Genomic DNA, 21,039 nt, shown 5'->3' on the forward strand with positions numbered 1-21,039 from the left:
CCCGGCGTCAGGCGCCGTCGGCCCCGTCCTTGCGCCAGCCCCGCAGGGCGAGATGCGCGGCGACGCCGAGGACCAGCCCCCAGAAGGCCGATCCGATGCCGAAGAGGCTGACCCCGGAGGCGGTGGCGAGGAAGGTGATCAGGGCGGCCTCGCGGTCCTTTTCCTCCTTGACGGCCCCGGTCAGGCCGCCGGCCAGCGCACCGAACAGCGCGACGCCGGCCAGCGCGGCGACCAACTCCTTGGGCAGGCCCGCGAAGAGGGCGACCAGGGTCGATCCGAAGGCGCCGATGAGGAGGTAGAACGCTCCGGAGGCGATGCCCGCGACATAGCGGCGGCCGGGATCGCGGTGGGCCTCGGGGCCGGTGCAGATGGCGGCGGTGATGGCCGCGAGGTTGATCGCGTGGGAGCCGAAGGGCGCGAGGGCGGTGGAGACCAGGCCCGTCGAGCCGATCAGCAGCCGGTCGTGGGGGCGGTAGCCGGAGGCGGTGAGTACGGCGATGCCCGGGGCGTTCTGGGAGGCGAGGGTCGCCAGGGTGAGCGGGATCGCGATGCCGATGAGGGAGGCGACGGAGAAGGCCGGGGTGGTGAAGTGCGGGCGGGCCAGCTCGATGTGGTCCAGGTGGACATGGAGGCGTGCGGTGGCGGCGGCGCAGACCACGCCCGCGACCAGGGCCAGGAGCACGGCGTAGCGGGGCAGCCACCGCTTGCCCAGGAGGTAGGCCAGCAGCACGCCCCCGGCGATCAGCGGCGCGGTCCGCAGCGAGGTGAACACGCCCGTACCGAAGGAGAACAGGATGCCCGCGAGCATGGCGGAGACCACCGCCGGAGGTATCTGCCGCATCAGCCGTCCGAAGACGCCGGTCAGCCCGACCAGCGTGATCACCACGCCGGTGACGAGGAACGCCCCGACGGCCTCCGGGTAGGAGTAGGCCCCCAAGCTGGTGACCAGGAGGGCGGCGCCCGGTGTCGACCAGGCGGTGATGACCGGCATCCGGGTCCGCCAGCTGAGGACCAGGCAGGTCAGGCCGCTGCCGAGGGAGATCGCCCAGATCCATGAGGTGGTCCGGGCCGCGTCCAGGTGCCCGGCCGACGCGGCGGCGAGCACGATGACCAGGGGGCCGGAGTAGGAGACGACGACGGCGACGAAGCCGGCCAGCACGGCGGAGAGGGAGAGGTCACGCCAGAGGCGGGGGCGGGGAGCGACGGGGGCGGCGGCCCCCGATTGCGCGCCCATGGGGTGGTCGGCGCGGGTGGTGGGGCCGGAACCGGTGGTGGTGCCGGTATCGGTGGTGGTGCCGGTATCGGAGCCGGGGCCTGTGGCGGAGCCAGTGTCGGAGCTCAACGGAATTCCCCCGTACGGGTGATCGACTTGTGGTCGGCTCCAGTATCTGGATGCGCGCCGCCGCCGGGCACAGATCCCGTAAATCCGGGGCATCATGGCCGAATGATCATTGCCGCCGCACAGTTCACGTCCGTACCGGGTGATATCGATGCCAATGCCGCGCGGATGGCCGCGCTCGTCACCGAGGCCGCCGGACGCGGCGCCGGGCTGGTGGTCTTCGCCGAACTGGCGCTGACGCACTACGACCTGGCGGCGATAGCCGGCGATCCCGAGGCGATGACGGTCACCCACGACGACGCCCGGCTGGCGCCCGTACGGGAGGCCTGCCGGGCGTCGGGGGTCGCGGCGGTGGTGAACGCACCGGGGCGGGGCGCCGACGGATCCGCGCCCACCATCGCCTCGTTCGTCTACGGGCCCGACGGCGCACTGCTCACCCGCTATGACAAGCGGCATCTGTTCGGGGCGGAGAACGACGTCTTCGCGCCGGGGACATCCGACGGCCGCTTCTGGCTGGGCGGGGTGCGCTTCGCGCTGGCCACCTGCAACGACAACAACTTCCCCGAGGTCGCGGCGCGGGCCGTGGCGGACAACTGCCGGGTGTATCTGGCCAGTTCCTTCCACGGCACGGCGGAGCGGGTGGCCCGGTACGCGGATCTGGCGCGGGAGACCGGGCTGCAGGTGCTGCTCGCCAACGGCGTCGGGGTCGGCAGCCCCGGTCCGGCGTGCGGGCTCAGCGGCGCCTGGCTGCCCACCGGGGAGCGGGTGGCGACGGCCGGACCCGATGGCCCGTCGGAGCTGGTGCTGACCGACACCCGGGACGGGATCGTGCTGATGGCCGACCCGGCGATCGCCGCGATCCCGGTGCGGGACTGCGGCGAGGCCCTGGTGGACGTACGGACCGCGGCGCCCGCGCTCCTGGTGGCCGACGGGCGGCACGACGAGCGGGGCGCCTTCGCCCGGCTGCGCGAGGGCGTGGTGCGGCGGCTGCTGGCGGCGCAGGAGGCCCTGCCGGACGGGCTGCGGCTGGAGATCCTGGAGGGCTACCGGCCGCCGGGGCTCCAGCGCCGCTATTTCGAGGAGTACGCCGGCGAACTGCGCGCCGCCCACCCCGGCTGGGATGCGGCGCGCCTCCATCAGGCCGCCAGCCGGTATGTGTCCCCGCCGGAGATCGCGCCGCACAGCGCGGGCGGCGCGGTGGATCTGACCCTCGTCACGGCGGACGGGGGACATGTCGACATGGGGACCCCGATCAATGCGTCCCCGGAGGAGAGCGGCGGCGCCTGCTACACCGGCGCCGCGGGCCTGACGCCCGCCGCCCGCGCCAACCGGCGGGTGCTGAGCGCCGCACTGTCCGCCGCGGGTCTGGTCAACTACCCGACCGAGTGGTGGCACTGGTCCTACGGCGACCGCTACTGGGCGCTGACGACCGGCGCGGAGCACGCCCTGTACGGCCCCAGGGAACTGACCGCGACGGAACCGGCGGCGCCCACCGGCTGAACCGGGCGACCGCCCTCGCTGCCACCGCCCCTCGCGGCGGGCCGTCCGGCCGCACGGACAGTCCGCCCGGCCGGGAAGTCCGGCGGATGCGGGGCGGCGGCCGACCGCCAACCGCCGCTTCCCGGGCGGCCGTTGTCCGCCCCGGCCCTACCGGAAGGCGGCGGCATGGCGCCGGACCCAGTCGGCGAAGGTGCGCGGCCCGCGGCCGAGGACCCGCTCGACGTCGGGGCTGATGCCCCGCTCGGCGGGGGTGGGCTCGCCGAGGATGTCGAGGGTGGTCTCGACCACGGGCGCGGGCATGAACTCCAGCATCTGCGCGCGGGCCTCGTCGCGGGTCTGCTCGATGAACCGGACGCGCTCGCCGAGCGCGTCGCCGATCGCCTCGGCCCGTTGCCGGGGCGTGCTGAGGGCGGGCCCGGTCAGTTCGTAGGCCTGCCCGGCGTGGCCGTCCTCGCGCAGGGCCGCGGCGGCGACGTCGGCGATGTCGGCGGGGTCGACGGTGGGCAGGCCGATGTCACCGAACGGCGCGGCGACCGCCCGCCGTTCGCGGACCGGCCCGGCCCAGGCGAAGGCGTTGGAGTGGAAGCCGGCGGGACGCAGGATCGTCCAATCCAGGCCCGACCGCCGAACGGCGTCCTCCCGGGACCGTCCCGCCTCCCCATGGGAGGACGACCGCGGCCGGGTGACGACGCCCTGGGAGGACAGCAGGACGACCCGCTGCACTCCGCCGGCCTTCGCGACGTCGAGGAGGTCCTGGGCGCTGAACGGGTGCGCGCTGCCGCCGCCGTCGTGCAGGAACAGCGCGTCGGCGCCGTCAAGAACGGAACGGAGGCTCTCCGGTGCGGTCAGGTCGGCGCGCCGGTGCCGGACGCCCTCCGGCACGGCCGCGTCCGAGATCCCCCGGGACACCGCCGTCACCTGCTCACCGGCTGCCGCGAGCGCCCGGACCAGCGGTCGGCCGATGTTTCCGGTCGATCCCGTCACTACGATCATGAACAACTCCCGTGTCACGTCAGCGTGGTTGTCCCTGCCCGAGCGGGCGGAACGTCGCGGGGCGGGGTGGCCTCGCCGCGACGCCGGTGACGCTAACACCGCCGATATAGTAGGTACCTATAGGAAAGTGACTATGCCGAAGGGGTCCCTATGACCGTCGAGATGACCGGCGAGGCAACCTGGACCGTGCCCTCGTCGACCGACCCCGAACAGGCCTGTCCGGTCGGCCCGGTGGTGGACATCGTCTTCAGCCGGTGGACCACCCCCATCCTGTGGACCCTCCACGCGCACGGCCGGCAGCGGTTCCGGGAACTGGAACGGCGGATCACCAGGATCACACCGAAGGTGCTGACCCAGCGGCTGCGGCAACTCGAGCGCGACGGCCTGGTCGTGCGCACCTACCACCCGGAGGTCCCGCCCCGGGTCGAGTACGAGATCAGTGAACTCGGCCGCAGCCTCGCCCCGTTGTTCGCCCATCTCACGGAGTGGGCCGACGCCCACCTCGGCGAGGTCGAACGGGCCCGGCAGGACTACGACCGCGACCCGGCCCGGTAGCGGGCGGGCGCCCGCGGCAGGACCCCGGCGGCGACCACGGCCGGGGCCCCGCCGTCTCAGGCCCCGTCGAACGCCGCCAGCTCCGCCGCCGTCGGGTACGACGGCTGGGCGCCCGGCTTGGTGACCGCGGCGGCGCCGACGCGCACGGCGAAGCGGGCCGCGTCGGCAAGGGCGTCGCCGCGGGCCAGGCGGATGGCGAGGGCCCCGGTGAAGGCGTCGCCGGCGCCGGTGGTGTCCACGGCCTTGACCCGCACGCCCGGGACCTCGCTCACCCCGGAGGCGTCCAGCACCAGCGCCCCCTCGCCCCCGAGGGTGACGACCACCGAGCGGGCGCCCTTCGCGTGCAGCGCCCGCGCCCACTCCCCCGGCTTGCCGTCGGTGAGCCCGGACAGCTGCCGGGCCTCGTGTTCGTTGACGACCAACGGGTCGGCGACGGCGAGGAGTTCGGGGGCCAGGGCCGCCTCGGGCGCCGGGGAGGGGTTGAGCACGACGCGGGTGCCGGCGTCCTCGGCGGCCGCGGCGGCGGCCCGTACCGACTCCATCGGGATCTCCAGCTGGAGGGAGACCACCGAGGAGGCGGCGATGACCTGCGCCGCCGCGGCCACGTCGGCCGGGGTGAGGGCGGCGTTGGCGCCCGGCGAGACGACGATGCTGTTGTCGCCGTCCGGGTCGACGATGATCATCGCGGTACCGGTGCGGGCCGTCCCGTCCACGATGACCGGCGCGACATCCGTGCCCGCCTCGCGCTGGGCGCTCAGCAGCAGTTCACCGAACGCATCGCCGCCGACCCGCGCCAGCAGGGCGGTGCGCCCGCCGAGCCGGGCCGCGGCCGCCGCCTGGTTGGCTCCCTTGCCGCCGGCCGACTCCATCAGGTCGGTGCCGTGCACGGTCTCCCCCGCGCCGGGCCGCCGCTCCACCCGTACCGTCAGATCCGCGTTGGCCGAGCCGACCACCAGGACCTCGTACATACGCCGCTCTCCCATGTCTTCCTCTCACCCGTGTGTCGTGAATTCCGCGGCGTTCTTCGCCGTCACCAGCACCACCGGCACCTTGACCGTCTGCGGCAGCTTCTCACCGCGGGCGGCCTTCAGCGCCCAGTCCACGGCCTGCTTGCCCAGCAGTTGCGGCTGCTGGGCGACGGTGGCGGTCAGCGTTCCGGCGCCAACCGCCGTGACGCCGTCCGGGGTGCCGTCGAACGCCACCACCTTGACGTCCTTGCCGGAGCGGGCGCCCAGCGCCTTGGACGCCCCGAGCGCCATCTCGTCGTTGGCGGCGAACACCCCGGCGATGTCGCGGTGCGCCTGGAGCATGTTGGACATCACGTCCATGCCCTTGGTGCGGTCGAAGTCGGCGGGCTGCCGGGCGACGACCTGGATGCCGGGGTACTTGCGGATGCCCTCCTCGAAGCCCTTGCCGCGTTCGCGGGCGGCCGAGGTGCCGGGCTGGCCCTCCAGGAACGCCACCTTGCCCTTGCCGCCGAGGGATTGGGCCAGCGTCCGGGCGGCGAGGCGGCCGCCGGCGACGTTGTCGGAGGCGATGGTCGAGCCGACCCTGCCGCCGTTGACGCCGCGGTCGATGGAGATCACCGGGACGTCCGCGCGGTTGGCGACGCCGACGGCCGGGACGGCGGCGTCGGAGTCGACCGGGTTGATGATGGCCGCCCTGACGTTCTGGCTGGTGAACGTCTCCATCTGGTTGATCTGCTGGGTGGGATCGTTCTGCGCGTCGGTGATGTTGATGCGCAGCCCGCGGGCGTCCGCCTCGGCCTGGGCGCCTTCCTTGATGCCGACGAAGAACGGGTTGTTCATGGTGGACAGGGCCAGGCCCAGGTCCGTGTGGCCGCCGCGGTCGCAGCCGGAGAGGGCGAGCGCCGCGGCCAGCGCGGTCGCCGCCAGCGCCGCCGTACGGCGCGTCACCGGCAGTTTCCTGCCGCGCGTCCTTCCCGTGCGGCCGCTCATCGCGCGCTCCGGCGGCGCAGCGTGTCCAGGAGCACGGCGAGCGCGATGACCAGCCCCGTGGCGACCTGCTGCCAGAACGCCGAGACGCTCAGCAGATTCAGGCCGTTGCGCAGGACGGCGAGGATCAGCGCGCCGATGAGGGTGCCGGAGGCCTTGCCGGAGCCGCCGGAGAGGCTGGCCCCGCCGATCACGACGGCGGCGATCGCGTCCAGTTCGTAGCCGGTGGCGGCCTGCGGCTGGGCGGAGGTGAGCCGGGCCGCCAGGACGATGCCGGCGACCGCGGCGAACAGGCCGGACAGCGCATAGATGACCAGCTTGCGGCGCCTGACGTCGATCCCGGAGAGGCGGGCCGCCTCCTCGTTGCCGCCGATCGCGAACATCGCGCGCCCGGTGTACGTACGGGCCAGGATCAGCGCCGCGATCAGTCCCATCGCGATCATGACGAGTACGGGGACCGGCAGCCAGCCGCCGAGGGTGTCACCGAGGGCGCCGAGGGAGCCGGGGAAGGGGACCGGCGAGCCGCCGGAGATCACCAGGGCCAGGCCGCGGCCGACGGAGAGCATCGCCAAGGTGGCGATGAAGGCGGGGAGTCTGCCGTACGCGACCAGCGCACCGGAGAGCAGACCGGCCGCCACGCCGACCGCGAGGCCGAGCAGGACGGCGATCCAGACGGGCAGGCCCCGGTCGGTGGCCGCCCAGCCGACGACGATGGCCGCGAGCCCGGCGACCGAGCCCACCGACAGGTCGATGCCGGCCGCGACGATCACGAAGGTGACGCCGAAGGCGAGGATCGCGGTGACCGAGGCCTGGACGCCGACGTTGAGGAGGTTCTGTCCGTTGAGGAAATCCGCGGACAGCGCCGCCATGACGACGACCAGGGCGATCAGGCCGCCCAGCGGGCCGTTCCGCAGGACCGCGCGGGCGAACCATTCCTTGGGGCCGTCCCGGTCCGGTGCCCCTTTCGCCGCCTCGGCGGGGGAGGCCGTCTTCGTATCAGCGAACATCGGAGCTCTCCATCGCGCTCTTGTGGGTGGGGACTGCGGGCGCCCGGACGGCCAGTTCCATGACCGCGTCCTGGGTCGCCTCGTCGGCCGACAGCTCGCCGGCCAGCCGGCCCTGGGACATCACCAGCACCCGGTCGCTCATGCCGAGCACCTCGGGCAGATCGCTGGAAATCATCAGGACCGCGCGGCCGGACGCCGTCAGGTCATTGATCAGCTGGTAGATCTCGACCTTCGCGCCGACGTCGATCCCGCGCGTCGGCTCGTCGAGGATCAGCAGCCTGGTGTCCGTGAGCAGCCATTTGCCGATGACGATCTTCTGCTGGTTGCCGCCGGAGAGGGTGCGGGCGTGCTGCGCCAGGCCGCTCATCCGGACCTTCAGCCGCGCGGCGACGCCGGCCGCTTCGCGTCGCTGGGCGGCCCGGTCCACCAGGCCGCCGCGGGTGTCGCGGTGGAGGCGGGCGAGGGTGAGGTTGTCCTGGAGGGAGGCGTCCAGGACCAGTCCCTGGCCCTTGCGGTCCTCGGGGACGAGCCCCAGTCCGGCGCGCATCGCGGCCCGTACGTCGCCGCGGGCCAGCGCCTTGCCGTCGATCTCGACCGTGCCGGCGTCGTAGCGGTCCACGCCGAAGACGGCCCGGACGACTTCGGTGCGGCCCGCGCCGACCAGTCCGGCCAGGCCCACGACCTCGCCGGCGCGCACCTCGAAGCCGATGTCCTCGAAGACCGGTCCGGCCGCGGTGCCGTGGCGGGTCAGGCCGGTGACCTTCAGCAGCGGGGCGCCGGGCCCGTCGGGGCGGCGGCGCGGGTACTGCTCGGCGATGTCGCGGCCCACCATCAGCCGGATCAGCTCGTCCTCGGCGGTGGCGGCGGGCACCTCGGCGACCGAGCGGCCGTCGCGCAGGACGGTGACGCGGTCTCCGAGGGCGCCGATCTCCTCGAGGTGGTGGGTGATGAAGATGATGCCGACGCCCGACGCGCGCAGTGTGCGGACGATCGCGAAGAGGGTCTCGACCTCCTCGGAGGTGAGGACCGCGGTCGGCTCGTCCATGATCAGGATGCGGGCGTCGAGGCTGAGCGCCTTGGCGATCTCGACCATCTGGAGGCGGGCGATGCCGAGTTCGGCGACCGGCGTGTCCGGGGAGACGTCGAGGCGTACGCGTTCGAGCAGTTCGGCGGCGCGCCGGCGCATCGTCTTCTTGTCGACGAGGCCGAGGGCGGTGCGCGGCTGGCGGCCCAGGAAGATGTTCTCGGCGACGGTCAGGCCGGGGACGAGGTTGAACTCCTGGTGGATGGTGGCGATGCCGAGGCGTTCGGCGTCCTGCGCGGAGCGGATCTGCACCTCGTGCAGACCCGCGGCGCCGTCCACCAGGATGCGGCCCTCGTCGGGGCGGTGGGCGCCCGAGAGCATCTTGATCAGGGTGCTCTTGCCCGCGCCGTTCTCACCGAGCAGGACGTGCACCTCGCCGGTGCGCAGGGTCAGGTCCACGCCGTCCAGGGCGCGCACGCCCGGGAAGGACTTGGTCACCCCCGCCACGCGCAGCAGTTCGCGGCCGTCCGGTACGTCGTCGTTGACGCCGGTCATGCGCTGCCTCTCTTCCTTCGGGGTCTCTTCCTTCGGGTTCCGGTTCCTCGTACGGCCCGGTCAGGTGGCGCTCTCGCCGCAGGAGCGGCGCGTCACGAGGTGGGCGGGCAGCAGCACCGGGTCGGCCGGTCGGCCCTCGATGCGCGCGAGCAGCGTGTGGACGGCGGCCTTGCCCAGGGCGCGGGTGGGCTGGGCGATGACGGTCAGCGGCGGGTCGGTGTGGGCGAACCACGGCACGTCGTCGTAGGAGACCAGCGCGACGTCGTCGGGGACCCGCAGCCCGCGCGCCTTGAGCTCGTCCATCGCGCCGAGCGCCATCAGGTTGTCGGTGGCGAGCACCGCGTCGGGCCGCTGCGGCAGGTCGAGGAGGTCGCTCATCACCCGGCGGCCGCCGGTGTGCTGGAGGTCGTCCGTGGCGCCGACGCGTTCGTCGGGCAGGTCGATGCCGTGTGCGGCGAGCGCCGTACGGAAGAGTGCGAGGCGCTCGTCGCCGGTGGGGGTGCCGGCCGGGGCGACGATGATCGCGGGGCGGCGGCGGCCGAGGGCGGCGAGGTGGGCGGCCAGGTCGGTCATGGCGGTGCGGCCGTCCGCGCGGACGCAGGGGGCGTCGATGCCGGGGACGGTGCGGTCGAGGAGGACCAGCGGGGTGCCGGAGCCGACGACCTCGCCGAGCATCGCCGAACCGGTGCCGGCCGAGCTGACCAGCAGGCCGTCGATGCGGCGGTCGAGCAGGGTGCGGATGTAGTCGTCCTGCTGCTCGGGGCGTTCGCCGGCGTTGCCGATGACGAGGCTGTAGCCGAGGCTGCGGGCCTCGTCCTCGACGGCGTCGGCGAGCTCGGTGAAGAAGGGGTTGGTGAGGTCGCTGATGATCAGCCCGAGGGCGCCGGTACGGGCGGTGCGCAGGGCGCGGGCGACGTTGTTGGGGCGGTAGCCCAGCTCCCGTACGGCGGCCAGCACCCGTTCCCGGGTTTCGGCGACGGGGCTGTGGCCGTTGAGGACCCGGGAGACGGTGGCGACGGAGACTCCCGCCCGCTCTGCCACCTCTTTGATGTTCGCCATGGCGCCGTTGCCGTCCTGTTCGTGCGGTCCGCGTCGTTGCGGAGCCGGGCCGTCGGGTGTCCGGCCCGTTGCGGGGCCGTGGGTCCTCGGATCCGTTCCCTGCAACCGAGCGGTGTAATCGATTCCGCGATCGATTGCGTGTAATCGATTCCACGTTGCTGCGCGAGGCTCTACGTAATCGATTACACGGCGGCCCCGTCAAGGCATCGCCGATGTGGGCTGCGTCACAGCGATGGGCGGGATCCGCCGCGCCCACGACCGAGGGCCGCACCCCGGTGGGGTGCGGCCCTCGGCTTCGGACTCTGCGGCAGGCGCGCGGACGCGTCAGGCGACGGTCAGCTTGACCTCGATGTTGCCGCGGGTGGCGTGGGAGTACGGGCACACCTGGTGCGCCTTCTCCACCAGGGCCTTGGCGGTGTCCGCGTCGACGTTGGGGATCGAGGCGGAGATCTCGACCGTGAGGCCGAAGGCGCCGGCCTCGGTCTTGCCGATGCCGACCTTGGCGGTCACACGGGAGCCGGAGACGTCCTGCTTCTCCTGGCGGGCGACGACGCTGAGCGCGCCCTGGAAGCAGGCGCTGTAGCCCGCCGCGAAGAGCTGCTCGGGGTTCGTGCCGGCGCCGCTGCCACCCTGCTCCTTGGGCGGGTTGACGACCACGTCGAGCTTGCCGTCGTCGCTGGCGACGCGACCGTCGCGGCCGTTCTCGGCGGTGGCGACGGCGGTGTAGACGACGTCGACAGTCGGGATGGACATAGAGATCCTCCTGTGATTCGCCGCGACTCGCGCCCACGGATCGCGACGGCTTGCCGCTGAGCCTAACGGGCGGGGGCAAGAGGGTGGGGGGATGGGGGCGGGAGACAGGGGGAGAGGGGGGTGGGGCGGGAGGACGAGCGCCGGCCTCCGGCTTCCCCTCCCCCCCCGGGGCCCCACCCCCACCCCACCCCCGCCCCCGCCGGTTTGAGCGGCCTCGCCGTCGCCCGTCAGGTGTGTCGACCGTCAGGCGTGTCGTCCGTCGGCCGTAAGGCGTAGGGCGTCAGCCGGCGGCGAGGCGCTCGGGCGTCATCCCTCCAGGCTCACGATCATCTTTCCGGTGTTCTCGCCGCGGAGCATGCCCAGGAAGGCCTGGACGCCGTTCTCGATGCCGGACACCTTGGTCTCGCGGTACTTCAGCTCGCCGGAGCGGATCCAGGCGGAGACCTCCTCCACGAACTTCGACTGGAGATCGGCGTGGTCGCTCACCAGGAGGCCCTGCATACGCAGTCGCTTACCGATCACCATGGCGAGGTTGCGCGGGGCGGGGCTCGGCTCGGTGGCGTTGTACATCGAGATCATGCCGCAGACGGCGATCCGGCCGTGGACGTTGAGGGCGGAGATGGCCGCCTCGAGGTGGTCGCCGCCGACGTTGTCGAAGTAGACGTCGATGCCGTCGGGCGCGGCCGCCCTGAGCTGGCCCATGACGTCGTCGCCATTCTTGTAGTTGAAGGCGGCGTCGAAGCCGTACTCCTCCACCAGGAGCTGGACCTTCTCGTCGGAGCCGGCCGAGCCGACGACCCGGGAGGCGCCCTTGAGCCTGGCGATCTGGCCGACCTCGCTGCCCACGGCACCCGCCGCGCCGGAGACGAACACGGCGTCGCCCTCCTTGAAGGAGGCGACCTCCAGCAGACCGGCGTAGGCGGTCAGGCCCGGCATGCCCAGCACGCCCAGGTACGCGGTGAGCGGGGCCAGCGACGGGTCGATCTTGGCGGCGCGCTCGGCGTCCAGGACCGCGTACTCGCGCCAGCCCAGGCCGTGCAGGACATGGTCGCCGACGGCGATGGACTCGGCGCGCGAGGCGATGACCTCACCGACCGCGCCGCCGTCCATCGGCTGGTCGAGCCGGAACGGCGGGACGTAGGACTTCACGTCGTTCATCCGGCCGCGCATGTACGGGTCGACGGAGAAGTGCTGGTTACGGACGAGGATCTGGCCCTCGCCGACCTCGGGGACCGCGGCCTCGCGCAGCGCGAAGTCGTCCGGGGTGGGCCAGCCGTGCGGGCGGGCGACGAGGTGCCATTCGCGGCCGGTTGCGGGCAGTGCGGACATGAGCGCGATCCTCCAGCTTGCTTCGGCCCGAATCTCTCAGGCTCGATGTTTCATGTGCTGAAACAATGATGCTCCTCGATATTTCATGTTGTCAAGCAATTGGGTATCCTGGTGTCATGACAGCGCGCGCAGACTCCCTGACCGTCGAGGTCGTCGACCTGATCGGCACCGTCGTCGCCCGGTACTACGAGGAGTACGAGCACGCCGCGGCCGAGCACTCCCTCACCGGCGCGCAGGCGCGGGTGCTCAGCCTGCTCACCGTCGAGCCGCTGCCCATGCGCAAGGTCGCCCAGCGGCTGAAGTGCGAGCCGTCGAACGTCACGGGGATCGTGGACCGCCTGGAGTCCCGCGGCCTGGTGGAGCGCCGCCCCGACCCGGCCGACCGCCGCATCAAGCTGGCCGCCCCCACCGCCGAGGGCGCGCGCACGGCCGAACGACTGCGCACCTCCCTCGACTTCGCCCGCGAGCCCCTCGGCCAGCTGACCGTCGCGGAGCGCACGCTGCTCAAGCAGCTGCTCCAGCGGATGCTGGGCATCGCACCGGAGTAGCGCGCGGGCGGACCCCCGGGCGGGAAATGGCCCAGGAATGCCGGGGGCGAGTGTCCCAGGTGCCGGTCTCCGGGGCGCTCTAATCTGATCCGCATGACGACCCAGAATCCCGCCCGCCACTCCGTCGACTTCTACTTCGACCCGATCTGCCCGTTCGCCTGGATCTCCTCCCGCTGGATCCTGGAGGTCGAGAAGCACCGTGACCTGGATCTGCGGTTCCGGGTGATGAGCCTGTCCGTGCTCAACGAGGGCCGCGAGGACCTGCCCGAGAAGTACCGCGATCTGCTGGAGGCGGGCTGGGGCCCGGTGCGGGTGTGCATCGCGGCGGCCCAGGAGCACGGCGAGGAGGTGCTGCGCGATCTGTACACCGCGCTCGGCACCCGGATCCACAACGACGGCCGCGAGGACACCGCGGCCGTCATCGAGGAGGCCCTGGCCGAGGCCGGGCTGCCGGTGGAGCTGGCCCGCGCCGCCGGGCAGGACTCCTACGACGATGCGCTGCGCAAGAGCCACCACGAGGGCATGGACCCGGTCGGCGAGGACGTCGGTACGCCCACGATCCACATCGACGGGGTCGCGTTCTTCGGTCCGGTCCTGATGGCGATCCCGCGCGGCGAGGAGGCGGTACGGGTCTTCGACGGCGCCCGCCTCCTGGCCGGATACGACAAGTTCTTCGAGCTGAAGCGGACCCGTACCGGGGAGTTCGACTTCAGCTGACGGCGCCGGAGGCGGCCGTCGCGGAGCCGGTGGCACCGGCCGGATCCGCCGCGTCCGCCTCCCCTCCCGGCCCCCGCGGCTCCGTGGTCCGCACCCCCCGCAGCAGCGTCACGGCCGGCACCGCCGCACCCACCATCACACCCGCCGCACACAGCACCACCGCCTGGAGCCCGTCGGTGAAGGCCGCGCGGGCCCCGGCCAGCAGCATCTCGCCCGCCCGGCCCGGCAGTTGGCCGGCCACCGCGGCGGCGCCCGCCAGGGTCTCGCGGGCCGCGTCGGCCGCCGCCGCGGGGAGCCCGGCGGGCAGCACCGTCGCCATATCGGCGCGGTAGACCGCGCTCCCGACGCTCCCCAGCAGCGCCATCCCCAGCGCACCGCCCAGCTCGGTACCGGACTCCAGCACCGCCGAGGCGGACCCGGCCCGCTCCGGCGGCGCGGCGCCGAGGGCCAGTTCATTGCCCAGCGACATCACGATCACCAGGCCCGATGCGTAGACCGCCGAGGCGACAAGGACGTACCAGAGGGCGGAGCCCGGCTCCGTCCAGGACAGCCAGACGAAGCCGGCGGCCGCCGCGCAGAACCCCAGGCCGATGACGTACGCGCGGTCCATCCGCCGGGCGAGCACGCCGGCCAGCGGCGCCATCCCGCCCACCCCGAGCGCCGGCAGCAGGTTCCACAGCGCGGCCTCCAGGGGACTCATGCCGCGGACGGACTGCAGGAACTGGGTGAAGAACACCGCGCAGCCGACGACCGCGAACATCGCCAGGAGATTCATCAGCACCGAGGCGCTGAAGCCGCGGTGCCGGAACAGCTCCAGGTCGAGCATGGGATGCCGGGCGGTGCGCTGGCGGCGGACGAAGGCCGCGGCGGCCAGCAGGCCGACGACCAGGGCGATGACGGGCAGCGGGGCCGGGCCGTTGCGGGCGGTCTCCTTGATGCCGTAGACGATCGGGAGCATGGCGAGCAGGGACAGCAACGCCCCGGGCAGGTCGAAGCGCCCGGCCGTCGGATTCCTGAACTCCGGCAGCAGCAGCGGCCCGCAGACCAGCAGGAGCACCATCGCCGGGGCATTGATCAAGAACACCGAGCCCCACCAGAAGTGCTCCAGCAGCGCGCCGCTGAGCACCGGGCCGACGGCGATGCCCGCCGTGGTCGCCACCGACCAGATCGCGATCGCCCTGCCGCGCTGCTCGACGTCGTGGAAGAGGTTGCGTATCAGGGCGAGCGTGGACGGCATCAGGGTCGCGCCGCCGATGCCGAGCAACGCCCGTGCGGCGATGAGCATTTCGGCGCTCCGCGCATAGGCGGCGACCGCGGAGGCCAGGCCGAAGAGGAGCGCGCCGGACAGCAGCAGCCGGCGGCGCCCGATGCGGTCACCGAGCGCCCCCATGGTGATCAGCAGGCCGGCCAGGACGAAGCCGTAGATGTCCAGGATCCACAGCTGCTGGACGCTGCCGGGTTCGAGCTCCGCGGTCAGGAACGGCACCGCGAAGTAGAGCACCGAGACGTCCATCGAGACGAGGAGGGCGGGCAGCAGGAGGACGGCCAGGGCGGTCCATTCCCGGCGGCCGGCCAGGGGTTTCGATGTGTACGGGGTAAACGTCATGCGTGACACCGTAAGCAGCTGGCGTTTACCGTGCAAACGTCAAGGAGGGCAAGGGAATTGGGGGTGCATCACACTAGTGCACCTGGTGCGCGTAAGGCCCAGGTGGAGCCGGTGGCTTGCTAATCTCGACGCCTGCGAACCCCCTTGGTGCACTAGTACGGAGGTTGCCCCGTGGCACAGTCCGACCCGCCGCCCTACCGCCGGATCGTCGACGAGATCCGCCGCCGCATCGACGCCGGCGAGCTGGCACCGGGCGACCGGGTGCCGTCGACCCGGCGGATCACCAAGGAGTGGGGCGTGGCGATGGCGACCGCCACCAAGGTGCTGACGACGCTGCGTCAGGAAGGGGTCGTACGGGTGGTGCCGGGCGTGGGCACGGTCGTGGCCGAGCCGCCGCGCGCCCCGCGCGCCGAACCGCCCCGCGAGCGCCGCCCGCGCGAGAGCGACGCCGGGCTGAGCCGCGACCGCGTCGTGCGGGCCGCGGTCCAGGTCGCCGACGCCGAGGGGCTGCGGGCGCTGTCGATGCGCCGGGTCGCCGCCGAGTTCGGGGTGTCGTCGATGGCGCTCTACCGGCATGTGCCGAACAAGGACGCGCTGGTGCTGCTGATGGCGGACGCGGCGTTCCAGGAGGTGACGCTGCCCGATCCGGCGCCGGACGGCTGGCGCGCCCGGATGGAGGCGGGTGCGCGGCTGCAGTGGGAGCTCTACCGGCGGCATCCGTGGCTGGCCCAGTATCTGTCGGTCACCCGGCCGCAGCCGATGCCCCGGGCGATGGCGCTGATCGAATGGACCATGGCGCGGGTCGTGGGCATCGACCCGGTGACGCTGATCCACATGGCCATCACGACGCTGAGCTTCGTCCTCGCCACCGCCGCCGGCTTCGAGGCCGATCTGGAGGCCGAGCAGGAGACCGGGATGGACCAGGACCGGTGGATGACGGTGATGGAGCCGGCGTTCCAGGGCATCCTGACGTCCGGTGCGTATCCCATGTACGCGGGGGTGGCGGGGATGCCGGAGGACGCGGTGAACCTGGAGAGCATCTTCGAGTTCGGGCTGGCCCGCCTCCTGGACGGCATGGAGGCGCTGGTCACGCGTACGGCGTCGGGCGCTAGCTGAGCTCCCCCCGTAACCTCCGCGCCCGGAGGACCAGTTCCAGCTCGAAGCGGCGGTCCGGATCGTCGACCTCGCTGCCCCACAGCTCCCGGATCTGGCGCAGCCGGTAGCGCACGGTCTGCGGATGGACGCCGAGCCGGGCGGCGACCTCGGGGGCGCCGCCGCGGGTCTCCAGCCAGGCGAGGAGGGTTTCGGCGAGGCGGCGGGCGTGGGTGGGGCCGCAGCGGGCCAGCGGGGCGAGGCGGCGGCGGGTGAGGTCCTCGATCAGCTCCTCGGGCGGCAGCAGGACCAGCGCCTCGGTGTGCTCGGTGCACTGCAGCAGCTCGCCCGCGGGCAGCAGTCCGCGCTCCATCAGGTCGACCGCGGCCCCCGCCCAGCGCAGCGATTTGGCGGCGTCCAGCAGGGGTACGGCGGGCCCGATCGCGCCCGACCAGCCGGCCGCCGCGCGGGCCAGCAGCTCGCGCCGCCCGGGGGCGTCCGGTTCGGGCACCACCATCCGGGGCCGTTCGCACTCCATGTCCAGCAGGACGTCGGAGGCGACCGCGGGCGCCACCGCCTCGCGGGCCGGGCGCAGCAGCACCGCGACGGCGACCCGTTCGGGCAGCGGCCAGCCGATGCGGGCGGCGCGTTCGGCGAGCGGGGAGAGGGAGCCGCGGGCGGCGGTGGGGGCCGCCGCGCCGCCGGGAGCCGTGCGGGCCGTGCGGGTGCCGCCCCGGCCGGTGCCGGTGCTCGCGAACAGCTGCTCCATCAGGCGGCGTTGCAGCCGTAGCCGCTCCCCGGCCTGGCGGGCGGCGGCCTCGGCGTAGCCGCGGACGGATTCGGCGACCAGCCCGTCGAGGTACTCGAAGCCCGACTCGGCGAGTTCGTACATCGCGGGTGCCGGGATGGCGACCTCCTGGCCGATCTCGGCGAGCCGCCGCCAGGCCAGTTTGACGCCGAGCCGGTAGATGGCCTGGAGGGCGTCCAGGCTGCGGCCCTGGATGCCCTCGCCGCGGCCGAATTCCTGGAAGACGCGGGGGTGGACGTGCGGCCGGTCCAGCCCGGTGGTCATGTGCTCGACGAAGTGTTCAAGGGACTGCCGGATGCCTACCAGGGCACGCGGTTCGCCGAACTCGTCCGGGATCAACGGAAGTTGGGGATAGGCGTGACGGATCTCGCGCAGGATGCCGTCGGCCAGTGCGGGCACCTCGTCCAGGGCGAGGGTGGCGAAGCGGCGCACCTGGCAGGGCGGGACCTCCCGCCAGGCGGAGCGTACGGCGGTCACCACGGCCCGGCCCTCCTCGGTGTGTCCGGTGCGTCCTGTTGGCCGGCCCGGTCGAAGGTCACCAGCGGCACATTGGGCTGCCGGGGGGTGGCGTCCAGGGCGGCGACGATGCCGAGCGCGGCGCCGACGGCGAGGGCCGCGGCGGCCAGTGCGGTCAGTGCGGCGGCGAGCGTTCGGTGCATGGCGCAGCGAGCCCTTCGTCGAGGCCGGGGATCCTGGCCGGTCCCCGTCGAGGCTGGTACGGCACACGGCACGGCCCCATGGCGTACGGAACGGCGCGTACGGACGGCGGGTGCGGGTCGGCACTCACGGAACGGGCCGACGGATCGCCGGGTACGGAACGGGCCGTACGGATCGGGTCCTGCACGGTGCCGCGTCCCACAGCGCGGCACCACGGCAGTCGTGGTGCCTGCCGAGTGTGGAAGGGCATTGACTGGCTGTCAAGAGTTCCCTTACGTTCCCGGCCCATGGCGCCCCGGATCGGTTGGCGCCGCCGCACGTGCACCAGAGCGTGTTCCCCTCACCGCTTCCAGGAGTGCTCGTATGCCCGAATCCGGCACACCCGCCGCCGCGGCCACCGCCGCCCGTACCGCCTCGCCCCTCTCGCTGGTCCTGCTGGGGGCCGGCGTGTTCCTGCTGGTCCTGGCGCCCCTGCTGGCCTGGTACGTCACGCCGCGGGCCAAGGTCACACCGGTCGATGTCGATGTCACCACCGTCTTCACCGGCACCGGCAGCTACTTCGACACCGGGGCGCTGGTGACCCGGACGCGGCAGAAGATCACGATCACCCGGCATGTGCTGGGCGATGTCGCGGCGAGCGAGGAGAGCGGCCGGGCGGTGTGGGACGTGTCGACGACGGTCGACACGCCGCAGACGCTGGCCCTGAAGGATCCGCGCAAGGCGTTCCAGTGGACCACCGAGCGCTGGGTCACCGACCGGCACAGCAACGCCCCGGTGCACTGCTGCCAGGAGGCACCCACCCGTTTCGACGGCGATGCGTACCTCAAATTCCCCTTCGATGTGCAGAAGAAGAGTTATCGGTGGTGGGACAACACGCTGGGCGCGGCCGTCCCGCTCCGCTTCGCCGGTACGAAGACGGTTCAGGGGTATGCGGGCTATCGCTTCACCGGGACCGTGCCGGCCACCAGGACCGGCAGCAGACAGGTGCCGGGCAAGCTGGTCGGCCGTCCGGGGCAGGGGCAGATCCAGGCCGAGGAGTGGTACGCCAATTCCGGGATCGAGCTGGTCGTCGACCGGCGTACGGGGCGGATCATCAGTGCCGCCATTTCGCCGCTGAAGACGCTGCGGGCGCCCGGCGCCCGGCGTGACGCGGTGACCTTGCTGCGCGGCGACCATCTCGAGTTCACGCCCGCCACGCAGCGGGCGCAGGTGCGGCTGGCCAGGGCGGACAGCGACAAACTGGCGCTGGTGAGCGGGCCGCTGCCGGTGGGTGCCGCGGCGGCGGGCGGGGTGCTGGCGCTGGTGGGGGTGGTGCTGGTGGTGCGCGGCGGGGGGCGCCTCCCGTCACGGGCCCGGAGGAGGGCGGACGGCCGGTCCTGAGCGAAGTGATGAACCGTCAGCCCAACCGGACCGGGTTTTTGTCACTCCGGTGAGTAGCCGCGGCGCGCCGCGCGGCGAAAACTGTCCACCCCACACCGGCACCACCGCACCGCTCCGCACCGCCCTGCGCCGTCCCCGTACCGCCCCGCAGGACTCAGCACGCAGTACGTCCCCCACCGCTGGTACCGCACCCTGAGACGAGTTGGAGCACTCATGCCCCAGCACGTACAACCGTCCCCGCCCCTCCCGTCCCCCTCCGGGCCGCCCCGCCCCGGCCCGTCGCTCTCCGGTCCGTCGCTCTCCGGTCCGTCCGCCTCCGGTCCGCCCCCGCTCCCCCGCCGTATCGTCTTTCTCGCCCGCCGCGACCTGGGCAACCCCGCCGCCGGCGGCTCCGAGCTACTGGTGGACAAGATCGCCGACGGGCTCACCGCGCACGGCCACCAGGTCACGCTGCTGTGCGGCGGACCGGTGCCCCCCAAGCAGAAAGGCACCCCCGCACGCGGCTACCGGGCGGTCTCCGCGGGCGGCGACGCCGGTCACTTCCTGCGCGCACCACGGCAGCTGGCCCGCCGGGTCGGCCCCTGCGATCTGCTGGTCGAGGTATGCAACGGCATGCCGTACCTCGCGCCGCTGTGGCATCGCGGTCCCACCCTGTGCCTGGTCAACCACGTCCATACGGATCTGTGGGAGATGCGCTATCCGCGGCCCGCCGCCCGGCTCGGCCGCAGGCTGGAGCACTGGGCGCTGTCCGGTACCCATCGCCGCAATCTGATGGTCGCCGTCTCCGGTTCGACCGCGTCCGCGCTGCGCGGGCTCGGCGTGGAGGGGGACCGCATCCGGCTGGTCCACAACGGCGTCGAGGAGCCGGGACCGCTCGCCGCCAAGTCCCCGGAGCCGCTGTTCCTGGCCATGGGGCGGCTCGTCGAGTACAAGCGGATCGATCTGCTGCTGCGGCTGTGGGAACGGGTCCGGCCGGTGACCGGCGGCCGGCTGGTCATCGTCGGCGACGGTCCCGAGCGGGCGCGGCTGACGGCGATGGCCGGCCCGGATGTCATCTTCACCGGGCGCATCTCCGAACAGCGAAAACATCAACTCCTCTGCTCGGCCTGGCTGTTGCTGCATCCCTCGCTGGTGGAGGGCTGGGGGCTGGTGGTCATGGAGGCCGCCACCCGCCGCACCCCCGCCGTCGGCTTCGACATCCCGGGGCTGCGCGATTCGGTGGCGGACGGCGTCACCGGACTGCTGGCCCGCGGCGAGAGCGCCTTCGCCGCGCACTGGTGCACCCTCGCGCTCAGCGCCCGCCGCCGCGACGCCCTCGGCCGCGCCGCGGAGGCCCGCGCCGCCCGCTTCCGGTGGAGCCATACGGTCAGCAGCTTCCGGGCGGTCGCCGCGGAGGCCTTCCTCGCCACCGTCCCCGGGCGGTGAGGCCCCGGTGCGTGACCCCTCGCTGCGCAGGTCCTACGCCCTCTTCCGCGCCTTTCTGCGCGAGCAGACCGAACCGGAACACTGTTACACGCTGCTCGCCCGGGACGCCGCCGACCAGGTGGAACGCCATGCCCCGCTCAAGGGCGCGGTGGTCGCCGATGTCGGCGGCGGCAGCGGCCACTTCACCGAGGAGTTCCGGCGGCGCGGCGCCCAGGGCCTGCTCTTCGAGCCCGATACGGCCGAGCTGACCGCCCGCGGCCGCGCCCCCGAGGGCGCGGTGGTCGCCGACGGCTATCTGCTGCCGCTCGCGGACGGCGCCGCCGACATCTGCTTCTCCTCCAACGTGCTGGAGCATGTCGCCGACCCGGAGACCTTCCTGAGCGAACTGATCCGGGTCACCCGCCCCGGCGGGCTGATCTATGTCTCCTTCACCAACTGGCTCTCCCCCTGGGGCGGTCATGAGACCGCGCCCTGGCACTACCTGGGCGCCGAACGGGCCCGCGCCCGCTATCTGCGGCGCACCGGCCACCCCGCCAAACACACCCTGGGCGTCAACCTCTTCGCCGTCCACATCGGCCGCACCCTGCGCCAGGTGCGGGCCCGCGACGAGGTCGCCGTCCTTTCGGCCCGTTCCCGCTATGCGCCGTTCCTCGCCGAGACCATCCCCCGCCTCCCCGGCGTGAGGGAAGTCGCCACCTGGAACCTTCTCCTCATCCTCCGGCGGTTGCCATGACCCA

At 73.1% G+C, this 21,039-nt stretch carries 18 protein-coding genes and 1 pseudogene; 8 read left to right on the top strand and 11 right to left on the bottom strand.

Translation table 11 applies throughout. The features are described 5' to 3' along the window. Positions 1–7 precede the first annotated feature (7 nt). Positions 8–1,342 carry a benzoate/H(+) symporter BenE family transporter gene (locus AC5677_RS12325; protein ID WP_497195080.1) on the bottom strand — a complete coding sequence of 445 codons (1,335 nt, stop codon included), beginning with the start codon at positions 1,340–1,342 and terminating at the stop codon, positions 8–10. Positions 1,343–1,444: 102 nt separating this feature from the next. Between AC5677_RS12325 and AC5677_RS12330 the strand changes: the two genes are divergently transcribed. Beyond that, positions 1,445–2,839, top strand: coding sequence for a nitrilase-related carbon-nitrogen hydrolase (locus AC5677_RS12330; RefSeq protein WP_497195081.1), 1,395 nt, complete (start codon positions 1,445–1,447; stop codon positions 2,837–2,839). Between the two features lie 147 nt (positions 2,840–2,986). Here AC5677_RS12330 and AC5677_RS12335 read toward each other — a convergent pair whose 3' ends face one another. Beyond that, a complete protein-coding gene (locus AC5677_RS12335; protein WP_497195082.1) occupies positions 2,987–3,832 on the bottom strand; it encodes an SDR family oxidoreductase in 846 nt (281 codons plus the stop codon). Between the two features lie 150 nt (positions 3,833–3,982). Here AC5677_RS12335 and AC5677_RS12340 point away from each other — a divergent pair, with 150 nt between their 5' ends. Next, a complete protein-coding gene (locus tag AC5677_RS12340; protein ID WP_497195083.1) occupies positions 3,983–4,387 on the top strand; it encodes a winged helix-turn-helix transcriptional regulator in 405 nt (134 codons plus the stop codon). Positions 4,388–4,443: 56 nt separating this feature from the next. Here the strand turns inward: AC5677_RS12340 and AC5677_RS12345 are convergent, their stop codons facing one another. From AC5677_RS12345 to AC5677_RS12370, 6 genes and pseudogenes are all read right to left on the bottom strand, one after another. Then, a complete protein-coding gene (locus AC5677_RS12345) occupies positions 4,444–5,355 on the bottom strand; it encodes a ribokinase (RefSeq protein ID WP_497196595.1) in 912 nt (303 codons plus the stop codon). A 24-nt stretch (positions 5,356–5,379) separates the two neighbouring features. Continuing rightward, positions 5,380–7,349 (bottom strand): annotated as a pseudogene (locus AC5677_RS12350) (ABC transporter permease/substrate-binding protein). Then, positions 7,339–8,928: a sugar ABC transporter ATP-binding protein gene (locus AC5677_RS12355; protein ID WP_497195084.1), complete on the bottom strand. Its 1,590-nt coding sequence runs from the start codon at positions 8,926–8,928 to the stop codon at positions 7,339–7,341. Before AC5677_RS12355 ends, AC5677_RS12350 begins: the two are co-directional and overlap by 11 nt. Before the next feature lie 60 nt (positions 8,929–8,988). Next, on the bottom strand, positions 8,989–9,987 hold the full coding sequence (locus tag AC5677_RS12360) for a LacI family DNA-binding transcriptional regulator (protein ID WP_497195085.1): 999 nt from the start codon (positions 9,985–9,987) through the stop codon (positions 8,989–8,991). A 324-nt stretch (positions 9,988–10,311) separates the two neighbouring features. Next, on the bottom strand, positions 10,312–10,740 hold the full coding sequence (locus tag AC5677_RS12365) for an organic hydroperoxide resistance protein (protein WP_400061119.1): 429 nt from the start codon (positions 10,738–10,740) through the stop codon (positions 10,312–10,314). 306 nt (positions 10,741–11,046) lie between these two features. Next, on the bottom strand, positions 11,047–12,069 hold the full coding sequence (locus AC5677_RS12370; protein WP_497195086.1) for an NADP-dependent oxidoreductase: 1,023 nt from the start codon (positions 12,067–12,069) through the stop codon (positions 11,047–11,049). A 116-nt stretch (positions 12,070–12,185) separates the two neighbouring features. Here AC5677_RS12370 and AC5677_RS12375 point away from each other — a divergent pair, with 116 nt between their 5' ends. Both AC5677_RS12375 and AC5677_RS12380 read left to right on the top strand, forming a co-directional pair. Continuing rightward, a complete protein-coding gene (locus AC5677_RS12375) occupies positions 12,186–12,617 on the top strand; it encodes a MarR family winged helix-turn-helix transcriptional regulator (RefSeq protein ID WP_497195087.1) in 432 nt (143 codons plus the stop codon). A 93-nt stretch (positions 12,618–12,710) separates the two neighbouring features. After that, positions 12,711–13,334 (top strand): mycothiol-dependent nitroreductase Rv2466c family protein, encoded by a 624-nt coding sequence (locus AC5677_RS12380; RefSeq protein ID WP_497195088.1) that lies wholly within the window; start codon positions 12,711–12,713, stop codon positions 13,332–13,334. On the opposite strand, the gene AC5677_RS12385 is transcribed toward AC5677_RS12380, so the two are convergent. After that, positions 13,327–14,940: an MFS transporter gene (locus tag AC5677_RS12385; RefSeq protein ID WP_497195089.1), complete on the bottom strand. Its 1,614-nt coding sequence runs from the start codon at positions 14,938–14,940 to the stop codon at positions 13,327–13,329. The genes AC5677_RS12380 and AC5677_RS12385 overlap by 8 nt on opposite strands. A 171-nt stretch (positions 14,941–15,111) precedes the next feature. Here AC5677_RS12385 and AC5677_RS12390 point away from each other — a divergent pair, with 171 nt between their 5' ends. Beyond that, on the top strand, positions 15,112–16,056 hold the full coding sequence (locus AC5677_RS12390) for a TetR/AcrR family transcriptional regulator (RefSeq protein WP_497195090.1): 945 nt from the start codon (positions 15,112–15,114) through the stop codon (positions 16,054–16,056). Here the strand turns inward: AC5677_RS12390 and AC5677_RS12395 are convergent. Both AC5677_RS12395 and AC5677_RS12400 read right to left on the bottom strand, forming a co-directional pair. After that, positions 16,049–17,320: a PucR-like N-terminal domain-containing protein gene (locus tag AC5677_RS12395; RefSeq protein ID WP_497195091.1), complete on the bottom strand. Its 1,272-nt coding sequence runs from the start codon at positions 17,318–17,320 to the stop codon at positions 16,049–16,051. The two genes, AC5677_RS12390 and AC5677_RS12395, sit on opposite strands and share 8 nt — an antisense overlap. After that, the gene (locus tag AC5677_RS12400) at positions 17,314–17,499 is read right to left on the bottom strand and encodes a hypothetical protein (protein ID WP_497195092.1); all 186 of its coding nucleotides are present in this window, start codon (positions 17,497–17,499) and stop codon (positions 17,314–17,316) included. The genes AC5677_RS12395 and AC5677_RS12400 overlap by 7 nt, the downstream gene beginning before the upstream one ends. A 361-nt stretch (positions 17,500–17,860) precedes the next feature. On the opposite strand from AC5677_RS12400, the gene pgfA reads away from it, so the two are divergent. The 3 genes from pgfA (at position 17,861) to AC5677_RS12415 (ending at position 21,035) form a co-directional block, all read left to right on the top strand. Further along, positions 17,861–18,877, top strand: a complete 1,017-nt coding sequence (gene pgfA / locus AC5677_RS12405; RefSeq protein WP_497195093.1) for a cell envelope lipid trafficking protein PgfA — start codon at positions 17,861–17,863, stop codon at positions 18,875–18,877. Positions 18,878–19,090: 213 nt separating this feature from the next. Further along, positions 19,091–20,302, top strand: a complete 1,212-nt coding sequence (locus AC5677_RS12410; RefSeq protein WP_497195094.1) for a glycosyltransferase family 4 protein — start codon at positions 19,091–19,093, stop codon at positions 20,300–20,302. A 7-nt stretch (positions 20,303–20,309) separates the two neighbouring features. Then, positions 20,310–21,035 carry a class I SAM-dependent methyltransferase gene (locus tag AC5677_RS12415; protein WP_497195095.1) on the top strand — a complete coding sequence of 242 codons (726 nt, stop codon included), beginning with the start codon at positions 20,310–20,312 and terminating at the stop codon, positions 21,033–21,035. Positions 21,036–21,039: the final 4 nt, after the last annotated feature.

Source organism: Streptomyces sp. JLSY215 (assembly GCF_059682825.1).